General features: G+C 70.5%; 17 protein-coding genes. 12 read left to right on the top strand and 5 right to left on the bottom strand.

Annotation, left to right across the window (positions count from 1 at the left end; translation table 11 throughout):
• The first annotated feature begins 10 nt into the window (after positions 1–10).
• From OG226_RS16900 to OG226_RS16885, 4 genes are read left to right on the top strand one after another with little or no spacing between them, the layout of a single operon-like run.
• Positions 11–922: an ABC transporter ATP-binding protein gene (locus tag OG226_RS16900; RefSeq protein WP_328678943.1), complete on the top strand. Its 912-nt coding sequence runs from the start codon at positions 11–13 to the stop codon at positions 920–922.
• Positions 919–1,653 carry an ABC transporter permease gene (locus tag OG226_RS16895; protein WP_328678942.1) on the top strand — a complete coding sequence of 245 codons (735 nt, stop codon included), beginning with the start codon at positions 919–921 and terminating at the stop codon, positions 1,651–1,653. The genes OG226_RS16900 and OG226_RS16895 overlap by 4 nt, the downstream gene beginning before the upstream one ends.
• 26 nt (positions 1,654–1,679) lie before the next feature.
• Positions 1,680–2,948, top strand: coding sequence for a sensor histidine kinase (locus OG226_RS16890; protein ID WP_328678941.1), 1,269 nt, complete (start codon positions 1,680–1,682; stop codon positions 2,946–2,948).
• On the top strand, positions 2,941–3,585 hold the full coding sequence (locus tag OG226_RS16885; protein ID WP_328678940.1) for a response regulator transcription factor: 645 nt from the start codon (positions 2,941–2,943) through the stop codon (positions 3,583–3,585). Before OG226_RS16890 ends, OG226_RS16885 begins: the two co-directional genes overlap by 8 nt.
• Here the strand turns inward: OG226_RS16885 and OG226_RS16880 are convergent.
• Positions 3,582–4,994 carry a sulfatase family protein gene (locus OG226_RS16880; protein ID WP_328678939.1) on the bottom strand — a complete coding sequence of 471 codons (1,413 nt, stop codon included), beginning with the start codon at positions 4,992–4,994 and terminating at the stop codon, positions 3,582–3,584. The two genes, OG226_RS16885 and OG226_RS16880, sit on opposite strands and share 4 nt — an antisense overlap.
• Before the next feature lie 161 nt (positions 4,995–5,155).
• Positions 5,156–7,450, bottom strand: coding sequence for a glycogen debranching protein GlgX (gene glgX / locus OG226_RS16875; RefSeq protein WP_328678938.1), 2,295 nt, complete (start codon positions 7,448–7,450; stop codon positions 5,156–5,158).
• A gap of 152 nt (positions 7,451–7,602) precedes the next feature.
• Here glgX and OG226_RS16870 point away from each other — a divergent pair, with 152 nt between their 5' ends.
• From OG226_RS16870 to OG226_RS16845, 6 genes are all read left to right on the top strand, one after another.
• Positions 7,603–8,835, top strand: a complete 1,233-nt coding sequence (locus OG226_RS16870; RefSeq protein WP_329349356.1) for a L,D-transpeptidase — start codon at positions 7,603–7,605, stop codon at positions 8,833–8,835.
• Between the two features lie 167 nt (positions 8,836–9,002).
• The gene (locus tag OG226_RS16865; RefSeq protein ID WP_328678936.1) at positions 9,003–10,247 is read left to right on the top strand and encodes a L,D-transpeptidase; all 1,245 of its coding nucleotides are present in this window, start codon (positions 9,003–9,005) and stop codon (positions 10,245–10,247) included.
• A 139-nt stretch (positions 10,248–10,386) separates the two neighbouring features.
• On the top strand, positions 10,387–11,154 hold the full coding sequence (locus OG226_RS16860; protein ID WP_329349355.1) for an enoyl-CoA hydratase/isomerase family protein: 768 nt from the start codon (positions 10,387–10,389) through the stop codon (positions 11,152–11,154).
• Positions 11,155–11,439: 285 nt separating this feature from the next.
• Positions 11,440–11,943 (top strand): ATP-binding protein, encoded by a 504-nt coding sequence (locus OG226_RS16855; protein WP_033282803.1) that lies wholly within the window; start codon positions 11,440–11,442, stop codon positions 11,941–11,943.
• A gap of 214 nt (positions 11,944–12,157) precedes the next feature.
• Complete coding sequence (locus OG226_RS16850; RefSeq protein WP_329349354.1) at positions 12,158–12,949, top strand: polysaccharide deacetylase family protein; 792 nt, start codon at positions 12,158–12,160, stop codon at positions 12,947–12,949.
• Positions 12,949–14,127, top strand: coding sequence for a YVTN family beta-propeller repeat protein (locus tag OG226_RS16845; RefSeq protein WP_328678933.1), 1,179 nt, complete (start codon positions 12,949–12,951; stop codon positions 14,125–14,127). The genes OG226_RS16850 and OG226_RS16845 overlap by 1 nt, the downstream gene beginning before the upstream one ends.
• A gap of 33 nt (positions 14,128–14,160) precedes the next feature.
• Here the strand turns inward: OG226_RS16845 and OG226_RS16840 are convergent, their stop codons facing one another.
• Positions 14,161–14,796 carry a GNAT family N-acetyltransferase gene (locus OG226_RS16840; protein ID WP_328678932.1) on the bottom strand — a complete coding sequence of 212 codons (636 nt, stop codon included), beginning with the start codon at positions 14,794–14,796 and terminating at the stop codon, positions 14,161–14,163.
• A gap of 58 nt (positions 14,797–14,854) precedes the next feature.
• Between OG226_RS16840 and OG226_RS16835 the strand changes: the two genes are divergently transcribed.
• Positions 14,855–15,805, top strand: a complete 951-nt coding sequence (locus tag OG226_RS16835) for a MerR family transcriptional regulator (protein WP_328678931.1) — start codon at positions 14,855–14,857, stop codon at positions 15,803–15,805.
• Between the two features lie 48 nt (positions 15,806–15,853).
• Positions 15,854–16,066, top strand: coding sequence for an EF-hand domain-containing protein (locus OG226_RS16830; protein WP_033282798.1), 213 nt, complete (start codon positions 15,854–15,856; stop codon positions 16,064–16,066).
• A 64-nt stretch (positions 16,067–16,130) separates the two neighbouring features.
• On the opposite strand, the gene OG226_RS16825 is transcribed toward OG226_RS16830, so the two are convergent.
• Positions 16,131–16,928 carry an ABC transporter ATP-binding protein gene (locus OG226_RS16825; protein WP_328678930.1) on the bottom strand — a complete coding sequence of 266 codons (798 nt, stop codon included), beginning with the start codon at positions 16,926–16,928 and terminating at the stop codon, positions 16,131–16,133.
• Entirely contained in the window at positions 16,925–18,529 is a 1,605-nt protein-coding gene (locus tag OG226_RS16820; protein WP_328678929.1) for a 2-isopropylmalate synthase, read from the bottom strand. The genes OG226_RS16825 and OG226_RS16820 overlap by 4 nt, the downstream gene beginning before the upstream one ends.
• Positions 18,530–18,662: the final 133 nt, after the last annotated feature.

Here is an 18,662-nt window from a genome sequence, read left to right as displayed (position 1 = left end):
CCCTCGGTACATGTCAGCCACTCCTGTCATCGAAGTCACCGCACTACGGAAGTCCTACGGCGGCCGGGCCGTCGTGGACGGGGTCTCGTTCGCCGTCGAGGAGGGCGAGATCTTCGGGATCCTCGGCCCGAACGGCGCCGGCAAGACCACCACCGTCGAGTGCGTCGAGGGTCTGCGGGTCCCGGACGCGGGCCGGGTCCGCGTCACCGGACTCGACCCCGTCGCCGACCACGAGGAGGTCGCCCGCGTCCTCGGCGCCCAGCTCCAGGAGAGCGAGCTCCAGGCCAAGCTCACCGTCCGCGAGGCGCTGGAGCTGTACGCGTCCTTCTATCCGCACCCCGCCGACTGGCAGCCGCTGGCCGAACGCCTGGGCCTGACCGCGAAGTTGACCACCCGCTTCGCGAAGCTGTCCGGCGGCCAGAAGCAGCGCCTGTTCATCGCGCTCGCGCTGATCGGCAACCCCCGCGTCGTCGTCCTCGACGAGCTCACCACGGGCCTCGACCCGCGCGCCCGCCGTGACACCTGGCAGCTGATCGAGGACGTGCGGGCGAGCGGGGTCACCGTGCTGCTCGTCACGCACTTCATGGAGGAGGCGCAGCGGCTGTGCGACCGGATCGCCGTGATCGACAAGGGCCGGGTGGCCGCCCTGGACACCCCGGACGGGCTGATCAGGCGCTCGGCGGGCTCCACCGTCATCAGCTTCACGCCCTCCGCGTCGCTGGACGACGGTGACCTGAACGCGCTCCCCGCGCTCACGTCCGTGACGCGCAAGGACGGCCGGGTCACGCTCTCCGGCTCCGACGAGACCGTCAACGCCGTCATCACCCTGCTCGCCCGCAACCACATCACCGCCCACCAACTCCGCGTGTCCGACGCCACGTTGGACGACGCGTTCCTGGACCTGACGGAGGTCTCCGCATGAACACCGCAGTCCTGCGCACCGAGTTGAAGCTCTTCCGCCGTGAACCGGGCGCCCTCTTCTGGATCCTGCTGTTCCCCACCCTGCTGCTGGTGATCCTGGGTTCCATCCCCGGCTTCCGCGAGCACGACGCCGACCTCGGCGGCCTGCGCACCGTCGACGTGTACGTCCCGGTCGCCGTCCTGCTCGGCATGATCGTCGGCGCGCTCCAGTCGATGCCGCAGAACATCACCGGCTACCGCGAACGCGGCATCCTCCGCCGCATGTCCACCACCCCGGTCCGCCCGACCGCCCTGCTCTCCGCGCAGATGGCGGTCTACGGCGCGGCGGCCCTCGTCTCCGCCCTGCTCGCGCTGATCGTCGGCCGGCTCGCCTTCGACGTACGCCTGCCGAAGCAGCCCGGCGGCTACCTCCTCGCCCTGCTCCTCGCGGTCCTGGCCGCCCTCGCGCTGGGCTCCGTGGTCTCCGCGCTGTCCCGGACGACGAAGATCGCCGGTGCCATCGGGTCGGCGGTGTTCTTCCCGATGATGTTCTGCGCGGGCGTGTGGCTCCCGGTGAACTCCATGCCGGACGTGATGGCGCGCATCGTCGGCTACACCCCGTTCGGAGCCGCCGCCGAGGCCCTGAACCGGGCGGCGGCGGGGAACTGGCCGGGCTGGACGCACCTGGGTGTGCTGGTGGCCTGGACCGTACTGCTGACGGCCGGCGCCTCGCGCTGGTTCCGCTGGGAGTAGGGGAAGCCGCCGTGCAGACTGGGGAGATGACCACCAAGGACGGGCAGATCGACCGGCGCTGGGAGCAGCTCCACACCTGGGGACCGTACGGGCTGCTCGGTGTCAGTGTCGTCCTCGCGCTCGCCTCCTCCGGTCTGTTCGACTACTCCGCCGCCCAGTGGTGGATCGGCTGGTCGCTGGCCGGCGCCGCGCTCGTCCTCCAGCTGTGGTGGCACGGCACCCGCTCCCGCCGTCCCGACCGAGGCCGGACCCCGTCGCGGGCCGGGACGGCGTACTACGTCGTCCGCTGGGCCATCGCCTTCGTCCTCACCTGGATCGACCCGTTCTTCGCGTTCTACGCCGCCTCCGGCTTCATGGACGCCGACGAACTGATCCCGGGCACGGTGGCGCAGCGGGTCGGACTGTTCGCGAGCGCGGTCACCGTGGCCGGAGCGCAGGCCGGCGGGATGCCGTTCGGGAGCGGGCTCCAATGGGTCCTCTTCGTGGCACTCGTGGCCGCCAACTCCGGTCTGCAGATGGCGATCGCGCATCTCACCCAGCAGGAGTCGGAGCGCTCCCGCGAGCGCAACGAGACCATCACCGAACTCGAACGCACCAACACCGCCCTGCAACAGGCCCTCGACGAGAACGCCGCCCTGCACGCCCAACTCCTCGTGCAGGCAAGGGAAGCAGGGGTCGCGGACGAGCGCCGTAGGCTCGCCGCCGAGATCCACGACACCATCGCCCAGGGCCTGACCGGCATCATCGCCCAGCTCCAAGTCGTGGCCAACGCACCCGACTTGACGACCGCCCGCACCCACCTCGAACGTGCCTCCGCGCTCGCCCGGCACAGCCTCGGCGAGGCCCGCCGCTCCGTGCAGAACCTCGCGCCCATCGCGCTGGAGAACGACGGACTGCCCGAGGCCCTGAAGAACACGGTCGCGGAGTGGGGTGAACGCACCGGCGTCCGCGCCGAGTTCACCGTCACCGGCATCACCGAGCAGCTCCACGACGAGATCTCGGCGACCCTGCTGCGCATCGCGCAGGAGGCCCTGTCGAACGCGGCCCGGCACGCCCGCGCCACCCGCGTCGGCGTGACCCTCTCCTTCCTGGGCGATGAGGTCATCCTCGACATCCGCGACGACGGACAGGGCTTCGACCCGCTGGCCCTCCCCGAACGCACCCGCACCGGCGGCTTCGGCCTCGACGGCATGCGCGCCCGCGCCGAACGCGTCGCGGGCTCCCTCACGATCGAGGCCGAGCCCGGTCACGGCACGGCCCTGTCGGCTCGCGTACCGTTGGTCCGCCATGAGTGACGAGTTGCTGATCTCCCTGTTGATCGTCGACGACCATCCCGTAGTACGGGACGGTCTGCGCGGCATGTTCGAGTCCGCGCCCGGATTCCGCGTCCTGGGCGAGGCGTCCAACGGCGTCGAGGCCGTGCAGCGGGCCGCCGACCTCGACCCCGACGTCATCCTGATGGACCTGCGGATGCCGGGCGGCGCGGGCGTCGACGCCATCCGCGAACTGACCCGGCGCGCCGCCCGCGCGAAGGTGCTCGTCCTGACGACGTACGACACCGACTCCGACACCCTCCCCGCGATCGAGGCGGGCGCGACGGGCTATCTGCTGAAGGACGCCCCGCGCGACGAGTTGTTCACCGCGGTCCGCGCGGCGGCGGAGGGCCGCACGGTCCTCTCACCCGCCGTCGCCTCCCGCCTGGTCTCCGCGGTCCGCAGCCCCCAGTCCCCGGGCAACGAACCGCTCTCCACCCGCGAACGCGAGGTCCTGGCCCTGGTCGCCAAGGGCACCTCGAACCGCGAGATCGCCCGCGAACTCTTCATCAGCGAGGCGACCGTGAAGACCCATCTCACCCACCTGTACGGCAAGTTGGGCGTCAAGGACCGCGCGGCGGCGGTCGCGGTGGCGTACGACCGGGGGATTCTCGGCTAGCTCGGATAGGGGAGAAGACCGGAGGCGGTCTTCTCCCAGGCCGCCTTCAGTTCGGCGAGCAACTCCGGCTTGTCCGGGGCGAGATCGGCCTGTTCACGGACATCGGCGGCGAGGTCGTACAGATGGTCGTCGCCGTCGGCGTCCCGGTAGTACTTCCAATCCCCGCGCCGCAGCGCCCGGTTGGCCCGCACCCGCCAGAACAGCGCCCGCTCGGGCGGCTGTTCGCCCTTCAGGAGATAGCCCGCCAGGCTCGTGCCGTCCAGCGGGTACGCCGGGTCGGGGCGGGCGCCGGCCAGCTCCAGGAAGGTCGCCGTCCAGTCGGGGGAGAAGTTCGGCTCGTGGCTGACCTGGTTGCCGTCGACGCGGTGCGGCCAGCGGACGATCGTCGGGACCCGGATGCCGCCCTCCAGCAGGGAGGACTTCTCGCCGCTCAACGGCCAGAGGTACGACCAGCGTTCACCGCCGTTGTCGCTGGCGAAGTACACCAGCGTGTTCTCCTCCTGCCCGGACCGGCGCAGCGCGGTGAGCACCTCGCCGACGGCCGCGTCGAGGCTCTGCACCATCTCCGTGTACTTGGCGACCGAGCCGCCGTCGTTGTGCAGCAGCGCGGCGGTGATCCCGGCCGGGGTCGTGGCCGCCCGGATCTTCGCGGCGATCCCGGCGCCGGTCTCCTCGTCGCCCTCCGCGAGCCAAGGCCAGTGCGGGGTGGTGAAGTTGAGGTTCAGCAGCCAGGGTTCGTGGTGCTTGCGGCCGACGTACTCCACCGCCCGCTCGGTCAGCACCTGCGTGTAGTAGCGCAGGTCCTCGTAGGTGGCGTCGCCCTCGTACAGGTCGTAGTCGCCGAGCTGGCCGAGCTTGGAGAAGTACTCCAGCACGCCCCCGTGGTTGCCGAAGAACTCGTCCCAACCCGACTTGGTGGGGCTGTAGTCGGGCAGCCAGCCGCAGTGCCACTTGCCGATGAGGGCGGTGGAGTAACCGGCCTTCTTCAACAGGGAGGCGAGGGTGGGGTGGCTCGGGTCAAGTCCCTGTGTCCTGTTGGCGATCGGTTCGGCCAACCCGCCCGGAGTACGGCCCGGATATCGCCCGGTGTAGAGGCTGAACCGGGTCGGGGAGCAGGTCGCCGAGCCCGAGTACGCGTCGGTGAACCGCACGCCCTGCCGGGCCAGCCGGTCCAGGTTCGGCGTCCTGATGTGCGGGGCGCCGTAGGCGGAGAGGTCGGCCCAGCCGAGGTCGTCGCCGAGGATGACGAGGAGGTTGGGCCGCTTGCCGGAGGTGCCGGGGCGGGCCGTGAACGGGCGCTCGGCGGGGGCGGGTTCGGCGGCCTCGGCGGTGGTGGCCGTACCGGCGACGGCGGTGACGGCACCGCCGCCGACCAGGCCGCCGAAGGCGCGGCGGGATATCTCGGGCATGAGAGGTCCTTGTGGGGAAGACGGCGGGAGACAGCGGAAGCCGTGGGGGGCGTGCCCTCCATGTGATCACCGGGCCCACCCCAAGCCCAGCCGTCCGCCCGGGAGTTCACGGACCTGAAACGTCACCCCGGCCGGAACCCCGCTCGCCCCTCAGCCGTCCCTCAGCCGACCTTCAGCAACAGCACGGCCCGCGCCGGCACCGTGATCGCCGCCCCCGCCCGGTGCACCACCCCCGGCGCCTCCCCCTGCTCCTCCCGTGACGTGTCGACGACCACCTCGTACCGGTCCGCCCACGGCGGCCCCGGCAGCACGAAACTCACCGGCCGGTGGCCCGCGTGCAGCACGGCGAGGAAGCTGTCGTCGACGATCGGGGCGCCGCGTTCGTCGCGGCCGGGGATGTCCCGGCCCGAGAGGTACATGCCGAGGGTGGCGGCGGGCGCGTACCAGTCCCGTTCCGTCATCTCCGTGCCGCGCTCGGTGAACCAGGCCAAGTCCCTTATGCCGTCCGCCGAATGGGCCCGCCCGGAGAAGAACGCCCGGCGGCGCAGCACCGGGTGACGGTGGCGCAGGTCGATCAGCCGGGCGGTGAGGTCGGTCAGCGCCGCCCAGCCGGGGTCCTCCCGCAGGCCCCAGTCCACCCAACTGATCTCGTTGTCCTGGCAGTAGGCGTTGTTGCTGCCCCGCTGCGTCCGCCCCAGCTCGTCACCCGCGACCAGCATCGGCACGCCCGTGGAGAGGAGGAGGGTGGTGAGGAGGTTCCTCAACTGCCGTCGCCGCAGCGCCTTCACGCGCTCGTCGTCGGTCTCGCCCTCGACCCCGCAGTTCCAGGAGCGGTTGTCGTCGGTCCCGTCCCGATTGCCCTCGCCGTTGGCCTCGTTGTGCTTGCGCTCGTACGACACGAGGTCGCGGAGGGTGTAACCGTCGTGCGCGGTGACGAAGTTGACCGAGGCGTAGGGGCGACGGCCGCCCCACGCGTACAGGTCGCTGGATCCCGACAGCCGGTACCCGAGGTCCCGTACGTCCGGCAGAGCGCCCCGCCAGAAGTCCCGGACGGCGTTGCGGTAGCGGTCGTTCCACTCCGTCCACAGGGGCGGGAACGCGCCCACCTGGTAGCCGCCCGAGCCGACGTCCCAGGGCTCGGCGATCAGCTTCACCCGTCGTAGCACCGGGTCCTGGGCGATCACCGCGAGGAACGGGGACAGCATGTCGACGTCGTGCATCGAGCGGGCCAGCGCCGCCGCGAGGTCGAAGCGGAAGCCGTCGACGCCCATCTCGGTGACCCAGTAGCGCAGGGAGTCGGTGATCAGCCGGAGCACGTGCGGCTGGACGACGTGCAGGGTGTTGCCGCAGCCGGTGTAGTCCGTGTAGCGGCGGGCGTCGCTCTGGAGGCGGTAGTAGCCGCGGTTGTCGATGCCCTTGAGCGACAGCATCGGGCCCAACTCGCCCGCTTCCGCGGTGTGGTTGTACACCACGTCGAGGATGACCTCGATCCCGGCCTCGTGCAGCGCCCGCACCATCCGCTTGAACTCGCCGACCTGCTGCCCGGCGGTACCGGTCGCCGCGTAGCCCGCGTGCGGGGCGAAGTAGCCGATGGAGTTGTAACCCCAGTAGTTCTTGAGCCCCCTGCGCAGCAGATGGTCCTCGTGCGCGAACTGGTGGACGGGGAGCAGTTCCACGGCCGTCACGCCCAGCTTCACCAGGTGCTCGATGGCCGCCGGGTGCGCCAACCCGGCGTAGGTGCCCCGGAGTTCCTCGGGTATCCCGGGGTGCAGTCTGGTGAAGCCGCCGACGTGGAGTTCGTAGATGACCGAGTCCGCCCACGGTGTCTTCGGGCGGCGGTCGTCCATCCACTCGTCGTCGGTGGTGTCGTCGTGGACGACGACGCCCTTCGGGACGTGGGGGGCGGAGTCGCGGTCGTCGCGCACGGTGTCCGCGACCTGCTGCTGCGGCCAGTCGCGGACGTGCGCGTACACCTCGGGCGGCAGCCCGAACTCGCCGTCCACCGCGCGGGCGTAGGGGTCCAGGAGCAGCTTCGCCGGGTTCCAGCGGGCGCCGGTCCACGGGTCCCAGCGGCCGTGCACCCGGAAGCCGTAGCGCTGTCCGGGCAGCACGCCCGGCAGGAAGCCGTGCCAGATCTCGTGCGTCAGCTCGGTCAGCGGCACCTTCGTCTCCACGCCCTCCGCGTCGAAGAGACACAGCTCGACCGCCTCCGCACCCCCCGCCCACAGCGCGAAGTTGGTGCCCGCCACCCCGTCCGGGCCGACCCGGTACCGGGCCCCCAACGGCATCGGCGTCCCCGGCCACACGGGCACCGGCGGTCCCGTGTGCGGGGCGCCGGTCAGGACGGGCGCGGCGCGCGGCGACGGCACGGCCGCCTCGACGACGGCTCGCTCCATCGGCACGCCGTCGTCGACGCGCCCCTCCTGCACGGCCTCCTGCTCGGCTGCGCTCGACACCGTCCGGCCTCCCGCGGCTCATGGAACGACGAGGTGAAGACCGCGCGACGTCCCGTTCGCGAGCCCCTGTCCTGTCATCCTCCCCACTGTTCTGCCCAGAGCTTGGGTCGCACTCACGTTTCCCCGGAGCGTGCCCGCTCGTTGGGCACCCCGTGAGGCATGCACAAGGGCGCGCGCGACGCGCGGGGGTCGCACTGGCCGCCGTACTGACATGGGCAGGACTGCTGGCCGGAGCCACCGGCTGTACTTCGGACGGCTCGGGCGGGGGCGGTATCGGCGAGATCTTCGGCAAGGCACCGTCGCCCGAGGATGTGATCCGGATCTCGCCCGAGGACGCCGGCAAGGCGGTGAAACCCGACCAGCGGCTCCTGGTCCGGGTGCCCAGCGGGCGGCTGGAGTCCGTGCAGGTCGTGAAGGAGCAGGACGCCCAGGACACCCCCGTCCCCGGCCACATCTCCGACGACGGACTGCGCTGGGAACCCGAGGACGGGAAGCTCGCGCTGGCCGCCGAGTACACCGTCGACGCGGTCGCCCTCGACGGCGACGGCCGCCGCTCCGCCCGGCACACCACGTTCACGACCTACGTCCCCGACGAGCGGTTCATCGCCTACGTCACCCCGGAGAACCGTGCCACCGTCGGCACCGGGATGATCGTCTCCCTCGGCTTCAACCGGGAGATCGAGAACCGGGCCGCCGTCGAGCGCGCGATCCACGTCACCGCGAAACCGGCCGTCGAGATCCGCCCGCACTGGTTCGGCAGGACCCGCCTCGACCTCCGCCCCGAGACCTACTGGAAACCCGGCACCCAGGTCACCGTCTCCCTCCGCCTGCGGGACGTGGAAGGGGCACAGGGCGTCTACGGCCTCCAGTACAGGACGTTCTCCTTCACCGTCGGCCGCAGCCAGGTCTCCCTCGTCGACGCCGCCAAGCACACCATGGAGGTGCGGCGCGACGGCGACCTGCTGGCCACCGTGCCGATCACGGCCGGCGCCCCCGGGAAGACCACGTACAACGGGAAAATGGTGGTCATGGAGATGCTGGAGGTGACCCGCATGAACAGCCGCACGGTCGGCTTCGGCGGCGAGTACGACATCCCCGACGTCCCGCACGCCATGAAGCTCACCGACTCCGGCACCTTCCTGCACGGCAACTACTGGGCGCCGACCGCCCCCGGACGCGTCAACGTCAGCCACGGGTGCGTCGGGTTGCGGGACGTCAAGGGCGGCAGCTCGGACACCCCCGCCGGATGGTTCTTCGACCGCAGCATCGTCGGGGACGTCGTCGAGGTTGTGCACAGCAACGACAAACAGGTCGCTCCGGACAATGGCCTCGGCGGGTGGAACATGGGTTGGAGGGAGTGGAAGGCGGGCAGTGCGCTGAGGTGACCCGGGAAGGCGCCGGGTCCCTGTGTCAGGCGGCAGTTGAAGTTGCGACCGAATGGTGACACTCGCCTGACATGAAGCTCAAAACCTGGCGGTTAATATGCGCGGACGTGCACGTCAGATGCGCGAAGGGGTGCGGGCCGGACCGGGCCCGGCGAGGGGAGAAAGTCTTGAACGTGCGACCGATATCGGGGGCGTCGGTTGACGCGCGCGGCCGGAGAAACAAGGGACTGCTGGCGCTGATACTCGGCGTGCTGCTGCTCGCCGTCACCGCGTGCGGAGGCGGCGGTTCCAACTCCGGGTCCGGCTCCAGCGACAGCAAGGCCAAGGGGTCGGACACGGCCGAGACCAAGCAGTCGCAGGCGGTCGTCACCATCGCCCCGAAGAACGGCTCGAAGTCCGTCGACACCAGCGGCGCCCTCAAGATCAGCGCCGCGAAGGGCAAGTTGACCGAGGTCGAGGTCAAGGACACCGACGGCGCCAAGGTCTCCGGCGCGATCACCGGCGGCGGCGCGAGCTGGACGCCGGCCACGCACCTGGCCGCCGCCACCAAGTACACCGTGCACGCGGTCGCCAAGGACTCCGACGGCCGGGTCGCCGCCGAGGACTCCAGCTTCACCACGTTGACCCCGAAGAACACCTTCATCGGCGACTTCACCCCGGAGGACGGCTCCACGGTCGGCGTCGGGATGCCGTTCTCGGTCAACTTCACCCGGGGCATCACGCACCCCGACGACGTGAAGAAGGCCATCACCATCACGACCGTGCCGGCCGTCGACGTCGAGGGTCACTGGTTCGGCAACGACCGCCTCGACTTCCGCCCCGAGAACTACTGGAAGTCCGGCACCAAGGTCACCGTCAAGCTCAACCTCGACGGCGTCGAGGGCCGCCCGGGCGTCTACGGCAAGCAGACCAAGACGGTCTCCTTCACCATCGGCCGCAACCAGGTCTCCGTGGTCGACGCCAAGAAGCACACCATGAAGGTCACCCAGGACGGCAGGACCGTCAGGACCATCCCGGTCACCACCGGCAAGCCCGGCTACGACACCTGGAACGGCCAGATGGTCATGAGCGAGAAGCTCGAAGTGACCCGGATGAACGGTGAAACGGTCGGCTACGGCGGCGAGTACGACATCAAGGACGTCCCGCACGCCATCCGCCTCACCAACTCCGGCACCTTCATCCACGGCAACTACTGGGGCGGCGGCGCCTTCGGCAACTACAACGCCAGCCACGGCTGCGTCGGCCTCCAGGACGTCAAGGGCGGTTACAGCAGCAGCGTGCCGGCCGCCTGGTTCTACAACCACTCGATGATCGGCGACGTGGTCGTCGTCAAGCACTCCAACGACGAGACCGTGGCGCCGGACAACGGGCTCAACGGCTGGAACATGTCGTGGGCGAAGTGGAAGGCGTAAGCCTTACGGGAGTTGAGCTGGGCTGAGTTGGCCTGACCTGCGGGCCCGGTGCTGTGACACACAGCACCGGGCCCGCAGGTGTTGGCGCGCGTGCTGCGCCCATCTGGGGGACGACCCCCAGACCCCCGATAATGCCCCCATGACCGTGAATCTCGAAGTCGCCGAGGGCGTCGGCACCATCCGCCTCGACCGCCCGCCGATGAACGCGCTGGACGTCGCCACCCAGGACCGCCTCAAGGAACTCGCCGAGGAGGTCTCGCGTCGCGACGATGTGCGGGCCGTGGTGGTCTACGGCGGGGAGAAGGTGTTCGCCGCGGGTGCGGACATCAAGGAGATGCAGCGGATGGACCATGCGGGGATGGTCGTGCGGTCGCGGGCGTTGCAGGAGTCGTTCACGGCGGTGGCCCGTATTCCGAAGCCGGTGGTCGCGGCGATCACGGGCTATGCGCTGGGTGGGGGTTGCGAGTTGGCGTTGTGTGCGGACTTCCGGATCGCGGCGGACAACGCGAGGTTGGGGCAGCCGGAGATTCTGCTGGGGTTGATTCCGGGGGCTGGTGGTACGCAGCGGCTGGCGCGGCTGATCGGTCCCTCGAAGGCGAAGGACCTGGTCTTCACGGGTCGGATGGTCAAGGCCGATGAGGCGCTCGAACTGGGTCTGGTGGACCGGCTGGTGCCCGCTGCCGACGTGTATGCCGAGGCGTATGCGTGGGCGGCGAAGCTCGCGCAGGGTCCGGCGATCGCGTTGCGTGCCGCGAAGGAGGCGATCGACACGGGGTTGGAGACGGACATCGAGACCGGGCTGGCCGTCGAACGCACGTGGTTCGCGGGGCTGTTCGCGACCGAGGACCGTGAGCGCGGGATGCGGAGCTTCGTCGAAGAGGGCCCCGGCAAGGCCAAGTTCAGGTGAACCGGACCGTCAAATACCGCTCAACCACTTGCAATTGACGTGATGTCTCATACGGGCCCCTCGGCGGCGCGGTTTATGGGAACCTTAACGTGACCTTAAGCCTGCCTTGTCGAGGGAGCCTGTCGATTGCCTCCAACAGAGCCTTCACCGCAGGTCGGAGGGGCTGTCGCGAGCCCTGAAATGCCGTTGGCACATGCCAATCGGATGTCGCGGAACGGAGGCTTCCGGGGGGCGTATTCCTCCGGAACCGCCCCGGAGCCCGTTCGGGGCGGCCATGATGGACGCATGGCGGGGCTGGAAGGTATCGGACAGCCGCGGGGACAAGGCCGTGCGACCGCGGCGCGCTGGTCGCCTGCGGTCGAGGACGAGCGGGCGCTCAAGGCGATCGAGTTGTTCGGCAATCCGACGGAGGCGGAGGTTCCGCTGCCGTCCCGTCCGGAGTCCGCGGCGACGGCCCGCCGGCTCACCCAGATCGTCGTTCTGCGGCACTGGGGGCTCAGTCCGAAACTGACCGAGGACGCCGTCTTACTTGTCTCGGAGCTTGTCGGAAACGCCGTCCGGCACACCGGTGCGCGGGTGTTCGGGCTGCGGATGAAGCGGCGGCGGGGGTGGATCCGGGTTGAGGTTCGTGATCCCTCGCGTGGGCTGCCGTGTCTGATGCCGGTTCAGGAGATGGATCTGAGCGGGCGGGGGTTGTTCCTCGTCGACAAGCTCTCCGATCGGTGGGGCGTGGATTTGCTGCCCCGCGGAAAGACGACTTGGTTCGAGATGCGCGTCTCTGATCGTTGAGCGAACCGCTGTGGATGCCGGGTCAGGTTGTCGGTTTTCCGCAGGCGCGCTGTGGCTGGTCGCGCGGTTCCCCGCGCCCCTTGGGGGTGCGCCGGACCGGAGTTGATTGCTTTCGGTCGGCTGAGAGCCCTGTCACGGAACTCCGTTCGGGGCGCGACCCGTGCGGGTCCCCCGTACGGGTTAATGCCCCGGTTTCTTACTCGGCGCCCCTTAAATGGGGCGGGTGACCACGACCGACCGCCGTACGGCGTTGCGTGCGGGTGCCGGGCTTGTCGCCGGGGGCGCTCTTGCCGCCGGGTGTGCCACGACCGGCTCCACCGCACCTGCCGCCGCCCCCGCCAGCGGACCCGCGCCCGCCGCCAGGGCGACGCCGCCCCCCGCACCCGCCCCCCGCGCCTTCCCCCAGCAGCCCGCGCAGATCACCCACGGACCCCGCGACCACCCCAAGGTCGCGCTCACCTTCCACGGGCAGGGCGACCCCAAGATCGCCACCGCCCTTCTCACCGAGGCCGAGAAACACGGCGCGCACATCACCGTCCTCGCCGTCGGGACCTGGCTCGACACCCACCCCGAGATGGCCCGCCGCATCCTCGACGGCGGCCACGACCTGGGCAACCACACCCAGCGGCACATCGCCGTCAACACCCTGTCCGAGACCGACGCGCTGGCCGAGATCACCGGCTGCGCCGACCGCCTCAAGCGGCTCACCGGCTCGATCGGCACCTGGTTCAGGCCCTCGCGCGCCCCGGCCGCGTCCCCGCTCGTCCAGCGCCTGGCCCACCGCGTGGGCTACCCGCACGTGCTGTCCTACGACGTCGACTCCCTCGACTTCACCGCACCCGGCGCCCCCGCCGTCACCCGCAAGGTGCTCGCCGAGGTCCGCAACGGGTCGGTCGTCAGCATGCACTTCGGGTACGCCGACACGGTCGCCGCGCTCCCCGCCGTACTGGATGAACTCCACCGCCGCGGACTGCGCGCGGTGACGACCACGGAGCTGCTGAGCTGATGCGACACATCCCCCTCACCCGCGCCCTCGTCGCCGGGATCGCCCTTGCCGCCCTCGCCGGCTGCGGTTCGCAGGACCACGCCGACGAGGCCCTCGGCACCAAGGCCGCGCTCCAGCCGCAGCAGCAGCAGAAGGCGCAGGTCGCGCGGGCGCTGCCCGGAATGCCGCCGGTGCTCGACCCGGCCGACGTGTACGCGGCCGACCGCCCCAACCAACTCTCCCCGGTCGTACGGGACTTCCCCTCTCGGGTCTACGTCCCCAACACCAACTCCAACACGGTCTCGGTGATCGACCCGAGGACGTACAAGGTCGTCGAGACCATCCCGGTCGGTGTCCAGCCCCAACACGTCGTCCCCTCCTGGGACTTGAAGACCCTGTGGGTCAACAACGACCGGGGCAACACCCTCACCCCGATCGACCCGCGGACGGGCAGGGCGGGCAAGCCCGTCGACGTGCACGACCCGTACAACCTGTACTTCACGCCCAACGGGAAGTACGCGATCGTCATGGCCTCGCTGGACCGGCAGTTGGTGTTCCGGGACGCGCACACGATGAAGACGGTGAAGGCGGTCCACGTCGGCTGCTACGGCGTCAACCACGCCGACTTCTCCCCGGACGGCCGGTACTTCATCGTCTCCTGCGAGTTCAGCGGTGAGCTGCTCAAGGTCGACACCGAGAAGATGAAGGTCATCGGGCAGCAGAAACTGCCGTTCCACGGCTCGATGCCGCAGGACGTCAAGATCTCGCCGGACGGCAAGAGGTTCTACATCGCCGACATGATGGCCAACGGCATGTGGGTCCTGAACGGCGACACCTTCGCCAAGCCGGACTTCCTGCCCACCGGCAAGGGCTGCCACGGCCTGTACATCAGCCGGGACTCGCGCGAGATGTACATCTCCAACCGCGGCGAAGGCACCATCTCCATCTTCGACTTCACCAAGAACAAGCTCACCAAGAAGTGGCACCTCCCCAACGGCGGCAGCCCCGACATGGGCGGCGTCTCGGCCGACGGCAAGGTCCTGTGGCTCTCCGGCCGCTACAACTCGGAGGTCTACGCCATCGACACCCGCACCGGCACGCAGCTCGCCCGCATCAAGGTCGGCGGCGGCCCGCACGGCCTCGCGGTGTACCCGCAGCCGGGCCGCTACTCGCTGGGCCACACGGGCATCTTCCGCTGAGACCCGCCGCGTCTCATCCGGTACGAGTACGGTCTAGCGGGCGCTGAGCAGCACCGCCTCCGACCCCACCGGACGGTAGCCCGCCGCCAGGAACGCCCGCATGCTGCGGGCGTTCCCCGGTGCGACCTGCGCCCACAGCGGCTCGGCGGTGAGGTGACGGGCGGCGGCCACCAGGGCGCGGCCCAGCCCCCGGTGCCGTACGTCCTCGTCGATCTCGACGGAGACCTCAAGCCGGCCCCCGACCCCGCGCCCCAGTACGATCACGCCCCCCTCCGTCGTCCACGCGCGGACGTCGTCGCGCCGGCCGCGGGCGTACACGATGCGCGGATGGTCGCCGTCCGCGATCTCCCGCAGGGGCAGCGGGGGTTCGCCCGGCAGCGGGGAACCCACGAGCATCGCGTCGATCGTCTCCGCCCTGCGGCCCGTACGGTCGAGCAGGGCCGTCAGGAACCACGGGTTCATCGGTGCCGCGAGCGCGTCGCACGGAACGGCGGCGAGGGTGTCGTGGACCCACCGCGGGTCCTCGTCGATGAAGACGACGGCGTGCGCGGTGAAGGCGAGCACTCCCGCGTCCCGCCCGGACAGCTGCGGTACGACGGTCACGCGGCCGTCCGCCGGCGGGAGGTCGTCCCGGGCCACCGCGTCGAGAATGTCCCGAAGAGTCTCCATCACCAGGCTCCTTGCGCCGCTTGAGTCTCCACCCACTGGAAGGCCCACACTCACAGACATGCTGCTCTATCCGGGGGGAGACCCCCCACACCCCCCGTACGACGGCACCGGACTCCTCACCATCGGGGAGCTGGCCAGGTCTACCGGACTGACCGTGCGCACCATCCGCTACTGGTCCGACGAGGGCGTCCTCACCCCGGTGACCCGCTCCGCGGGCGGCTATCGGCTCTACGACGCCGAGTGCGCCGCGCGTCTCGAACTGATCCGCACCCTCCGGGAGTTGGGCCTCGGCCTGGCCGACGTACGCAAGGTGCTGGCCGGGGAGACGACGGTCGCGGAGGTGGCCGCCGCGCATGTGGTGGCGCTGGACGCGCAGATCAGGTCGCTGAGGGTGACCCGGGCGGTGCTGTCGACCGTCGCGAGACGCGGTTCGACCGCGGAGGAGATGACGCTCATGAACAAACTCGCACGGCTGTCGGCGGCCGAACGCAGGCGGATCATGGAGGAGTTCGTGGAGGAACTGTTCCACGAACTCGACGCCGTCGATCCGTGCATCAAGGAGCGGATGCGCTCCATCGCGGTGGATCTGCCCGACGACCCGACCCCCGAACAGGTCGACGCCTGGGTGGAGTTGGCGGAGATGGTGCAGGACCCGGAGTTCCGGGCGCAGATGCGCAAGGCCGTCGAGTTCAACGCCTCGGACCAGGAGCGCGCCGCCGTCCGCGGCCGGTCCACCTGGTTTCCCATGCGGCTGGTGCAACTGGGTGCGGAGGCCAGGGAGCGGGGCATCGCCCCCGGGTCGCCGGAGGCCGAGGCGATCCTGCGGGAGGTGCTGGGCGACGGCGGTGACCCGGCCGCCGTACTCGAACGGATGGAGTCGGCGTCCAACGAACGGCTCGCCCGCTACCGGGAGTTGCTGGCCACGGTGAAGGGCGGCGGGCCCGCGGCGGCGCACCGGCCGGAGTTCGCGTGGGTGGTCGCCGCACTACGGGCGCGCGCGGCCGGTTAGTCTGACGTCCGTCAACAGGCAGTAAAGCGTTACGAAGGGGCGGATCCGGTGGCGGACATCGAGGAAGCACGCAAGCATTTCCAGCGGATCGACACGGACGGTGACGGTGTCATCACCGCGGCCGAGTTCAAGACCGCCCTGGCCCAGGGAGGCGACTGGAACGTCACCGAGACAGTTGCCGAGGCCATCATCAAGAGCCGGGACCTCAACGGGGACAAGGTCCTGTCGTTCGACGAGTTCTGGGCCCACCTGAACAAGTGACCCGAGAGTGATCTTCGCCTGAGCGGCAGGGGCGCCCGTCCCACGGTGGACGGGCGCCCCTCCGTCATGTCCGGCGTCGGGTGTTCCTGATCCGTACGCTCCAGCGGCCCTCGTGCCGTTCCAGGACCAGCGGCAGGTCGAAGCACTTGCCGACCTGGTCGCTGGTGAGGACCTCGTCCGCCGGGCCCTGTGCGAGGGGGCGGCCGTCGCGCAGGAGCAGGGCGTGGGTGGTGCCGACGGGCAGTTCCTCCAGGTGGTGGGTGACCAGGACCGTGGCCAGGTCCGGATGCTCCCGGCGCAGCCCGTCCAGAGCGTCGAGCAGCCGCTCCCGGCCCGGGAGGTCCAGGCCGGTGGCCGGTTCGTCGAGCAGCAGGAGCCGGGGCTCGGGCATCAGCGCACGGGCGATCAGGGTCCGGCCGCGCTGCCCCTGGGAGAGGGTGGGCCAGCGGGCGTCACGGAGTTCCGTCAGCCCCAACGTCCCGATGAGCCGCTCGGCCCGCGCCAGCTGCGCGGGCGTCGGTCGCCAACGGGGAAGCGGAGCCACGGAGTTGGTCACCCCGGTCAGGACCACCTCCCGCACCCGCAGGGGTTCGGTGAGCGGGTGGCGGGGGTTGACGTGACCGACGTAGGACCGCAACTCCCGTACGTCGACCCGGCCCAGGCGTCGGCCGAGGACCTCCACCGTCCCTCCTGTCGGGTGGACCTGCGCCCCGAGCAGGCTCAACAGGGTCGACTTTCCCGCCCCGTTGGCGCCGAGGAGGGCCCAGTGCTCGCCGGCGCGGACGGTGAGGGAGACCTCGGCCAGGATGGGGCGGCCGTCGCGTACGACCTGGACGTTCTCGGCGCGCAGCACGTCCGTCATCGCGGCACCCGGTTCACCGCGGAGAGGACGGCCCGTACGGAGGCCGCCGGACCCTCCGCCGCACCCCACACCGTGACGCCGTTCACCCGGCACTCGGCGTAGGCGGCCGTCCCGTCCTCGGTGAGTTCCAGCACGTCCACCGCGCAGCCGGCCGCAGCGAGCGTCTCGACCAGGGCGGAGGTGCCCAGGCCCGCCAACTCGCCCTGTTCGGGCGGTCCTTCGACCACGTAGGTCTCCCGGAACAGCTCGTACAACTCCTTCGGTGTCGCCTCCCGCCCGCTCGCGTCCGTCGCCTCCTGGACGACCCGGGAGAAGTGGGGCCGCATACGCGGCGGCAGGTCGAGGCCGTGGTGGGTGCGCAGCAGGTACGCCATTCCGCCCTTGCCGGACTGCGAGTTGACGCGGATCACCGCCTCGTAGGAACGGCCCACGTCGGCCGGGTCGATGGGCAGGTAGGGGACGGACCAGGGGACGCGTCCCTCGGGGAGCCCCGACTCCACTGCCCTGCGGGCGTGTTGCGCGAACCCCTTGCTGATCGCGTCCTGGTGGGTACCCGAGAACGCCGTGTACACCAGCTCGCCGGCGTACGGGTGGCGGGGATGCACCGGCAGCCGGTTGCAGTGCTCGACGGTCTCCCGGACCGCGTCGATGTTCCCGAAGTCGACCATGGGGTCCACGCCTTGGGCATACAGGTTGAGGGCGAGGGTCACCAGGTCGACGTTGCCGGTGCGTTCGCCGTTGCCGAACAGACAGCCCTCGACGCGCTGGGCACCGGCCAGGACGGCGAGTTCGGCGCAGGCGACGCCGGTGCCGCGGTCGTTGTGCGGGTGGACGGAGAGGATCACCGCGTCGCGCCGGGACAGGTTCCGGTGGGCGTACTCGATCTGGTCGGCGTAGACGTTCGGCGTCGCGATCTCGACCGTGGCCGGGAGGTTGTGCGTGACCGGCCGGTCCCGGCTCGCGTCCCACAACTCCGTGAGCCCGTCGCACAGTTCGAGGACGAAGTCGGGCTCGGTGAGGTTGAAGGTCTCCGGGGAGAACTGGAAGCGGATGCCGGGCGCGTCCCCGGCCCGGCGCGCCATGTGCTCGGCCGCCGCGCGCACGGTCGCCCACACCTCGCCCCGGTCCCGGCCCAGTACGACCTCACGCCACACCGGCGAGGTCGCGATGTACAGGTGGACCACCGCGCGGGGCAGTCCCTCGACCGCGTCGAAGGTGCGGTCGATCAACTCAGGCCTGGCCGGGGTGAACACGACCGGCGTGACATCGTCCGGCACGGCCCCGGAGGTCACCAGATGCCGTACGAAGTCGAAGTCGGTGCGGCTCGCGGAGGGGTAGCCGACCTCGATCTCCTTGAAACCGGTCGCCACCAGCAGGTCGAACAGCCGGCGCTTGCGCGGGGTGTCCATCGGCTCGGCGAGCGCCTGGTTGCCGTCGCGCAGGTCGACGGGGACCCAGAGGGGAGCGCGGTCGATCCGGGCAGCGGGCCAACTCCGGCCCCCGGAAGGGACGTTCACGCGTTCGTGGAAGGGGCGGTAGCGGTCGTACGGCATCGGGCTCGGGCGCTGGGGGTTCCAGCGGAAGGGGGATGCGGTGGTCATCGTCTGCTGACTGCTCTCGGCTCGGTCGGACGGTGACCGGCAGCACGGCGACCCGCGGCGGGGTGCCGGTCGCGTCAGGCCCCGCCGCGGCAGCCGAGAAGAAGGAGACCGCGAAGCGTCATGCCGGTAGGCT

This window comes from Streptomyces sp. NBC_01261 (assembly GCF_036226385.1).
Taxonomy (GTDB): Bacteria; Actinomycetota; Actinomycetes; order Streptomycetales; family Streptomycetaceae; genus Streptomyces.
Note: the sequence above shows the minus strand (reverse complement) of the source record. Positions and strands in the feature narration are given on the sequence as shown.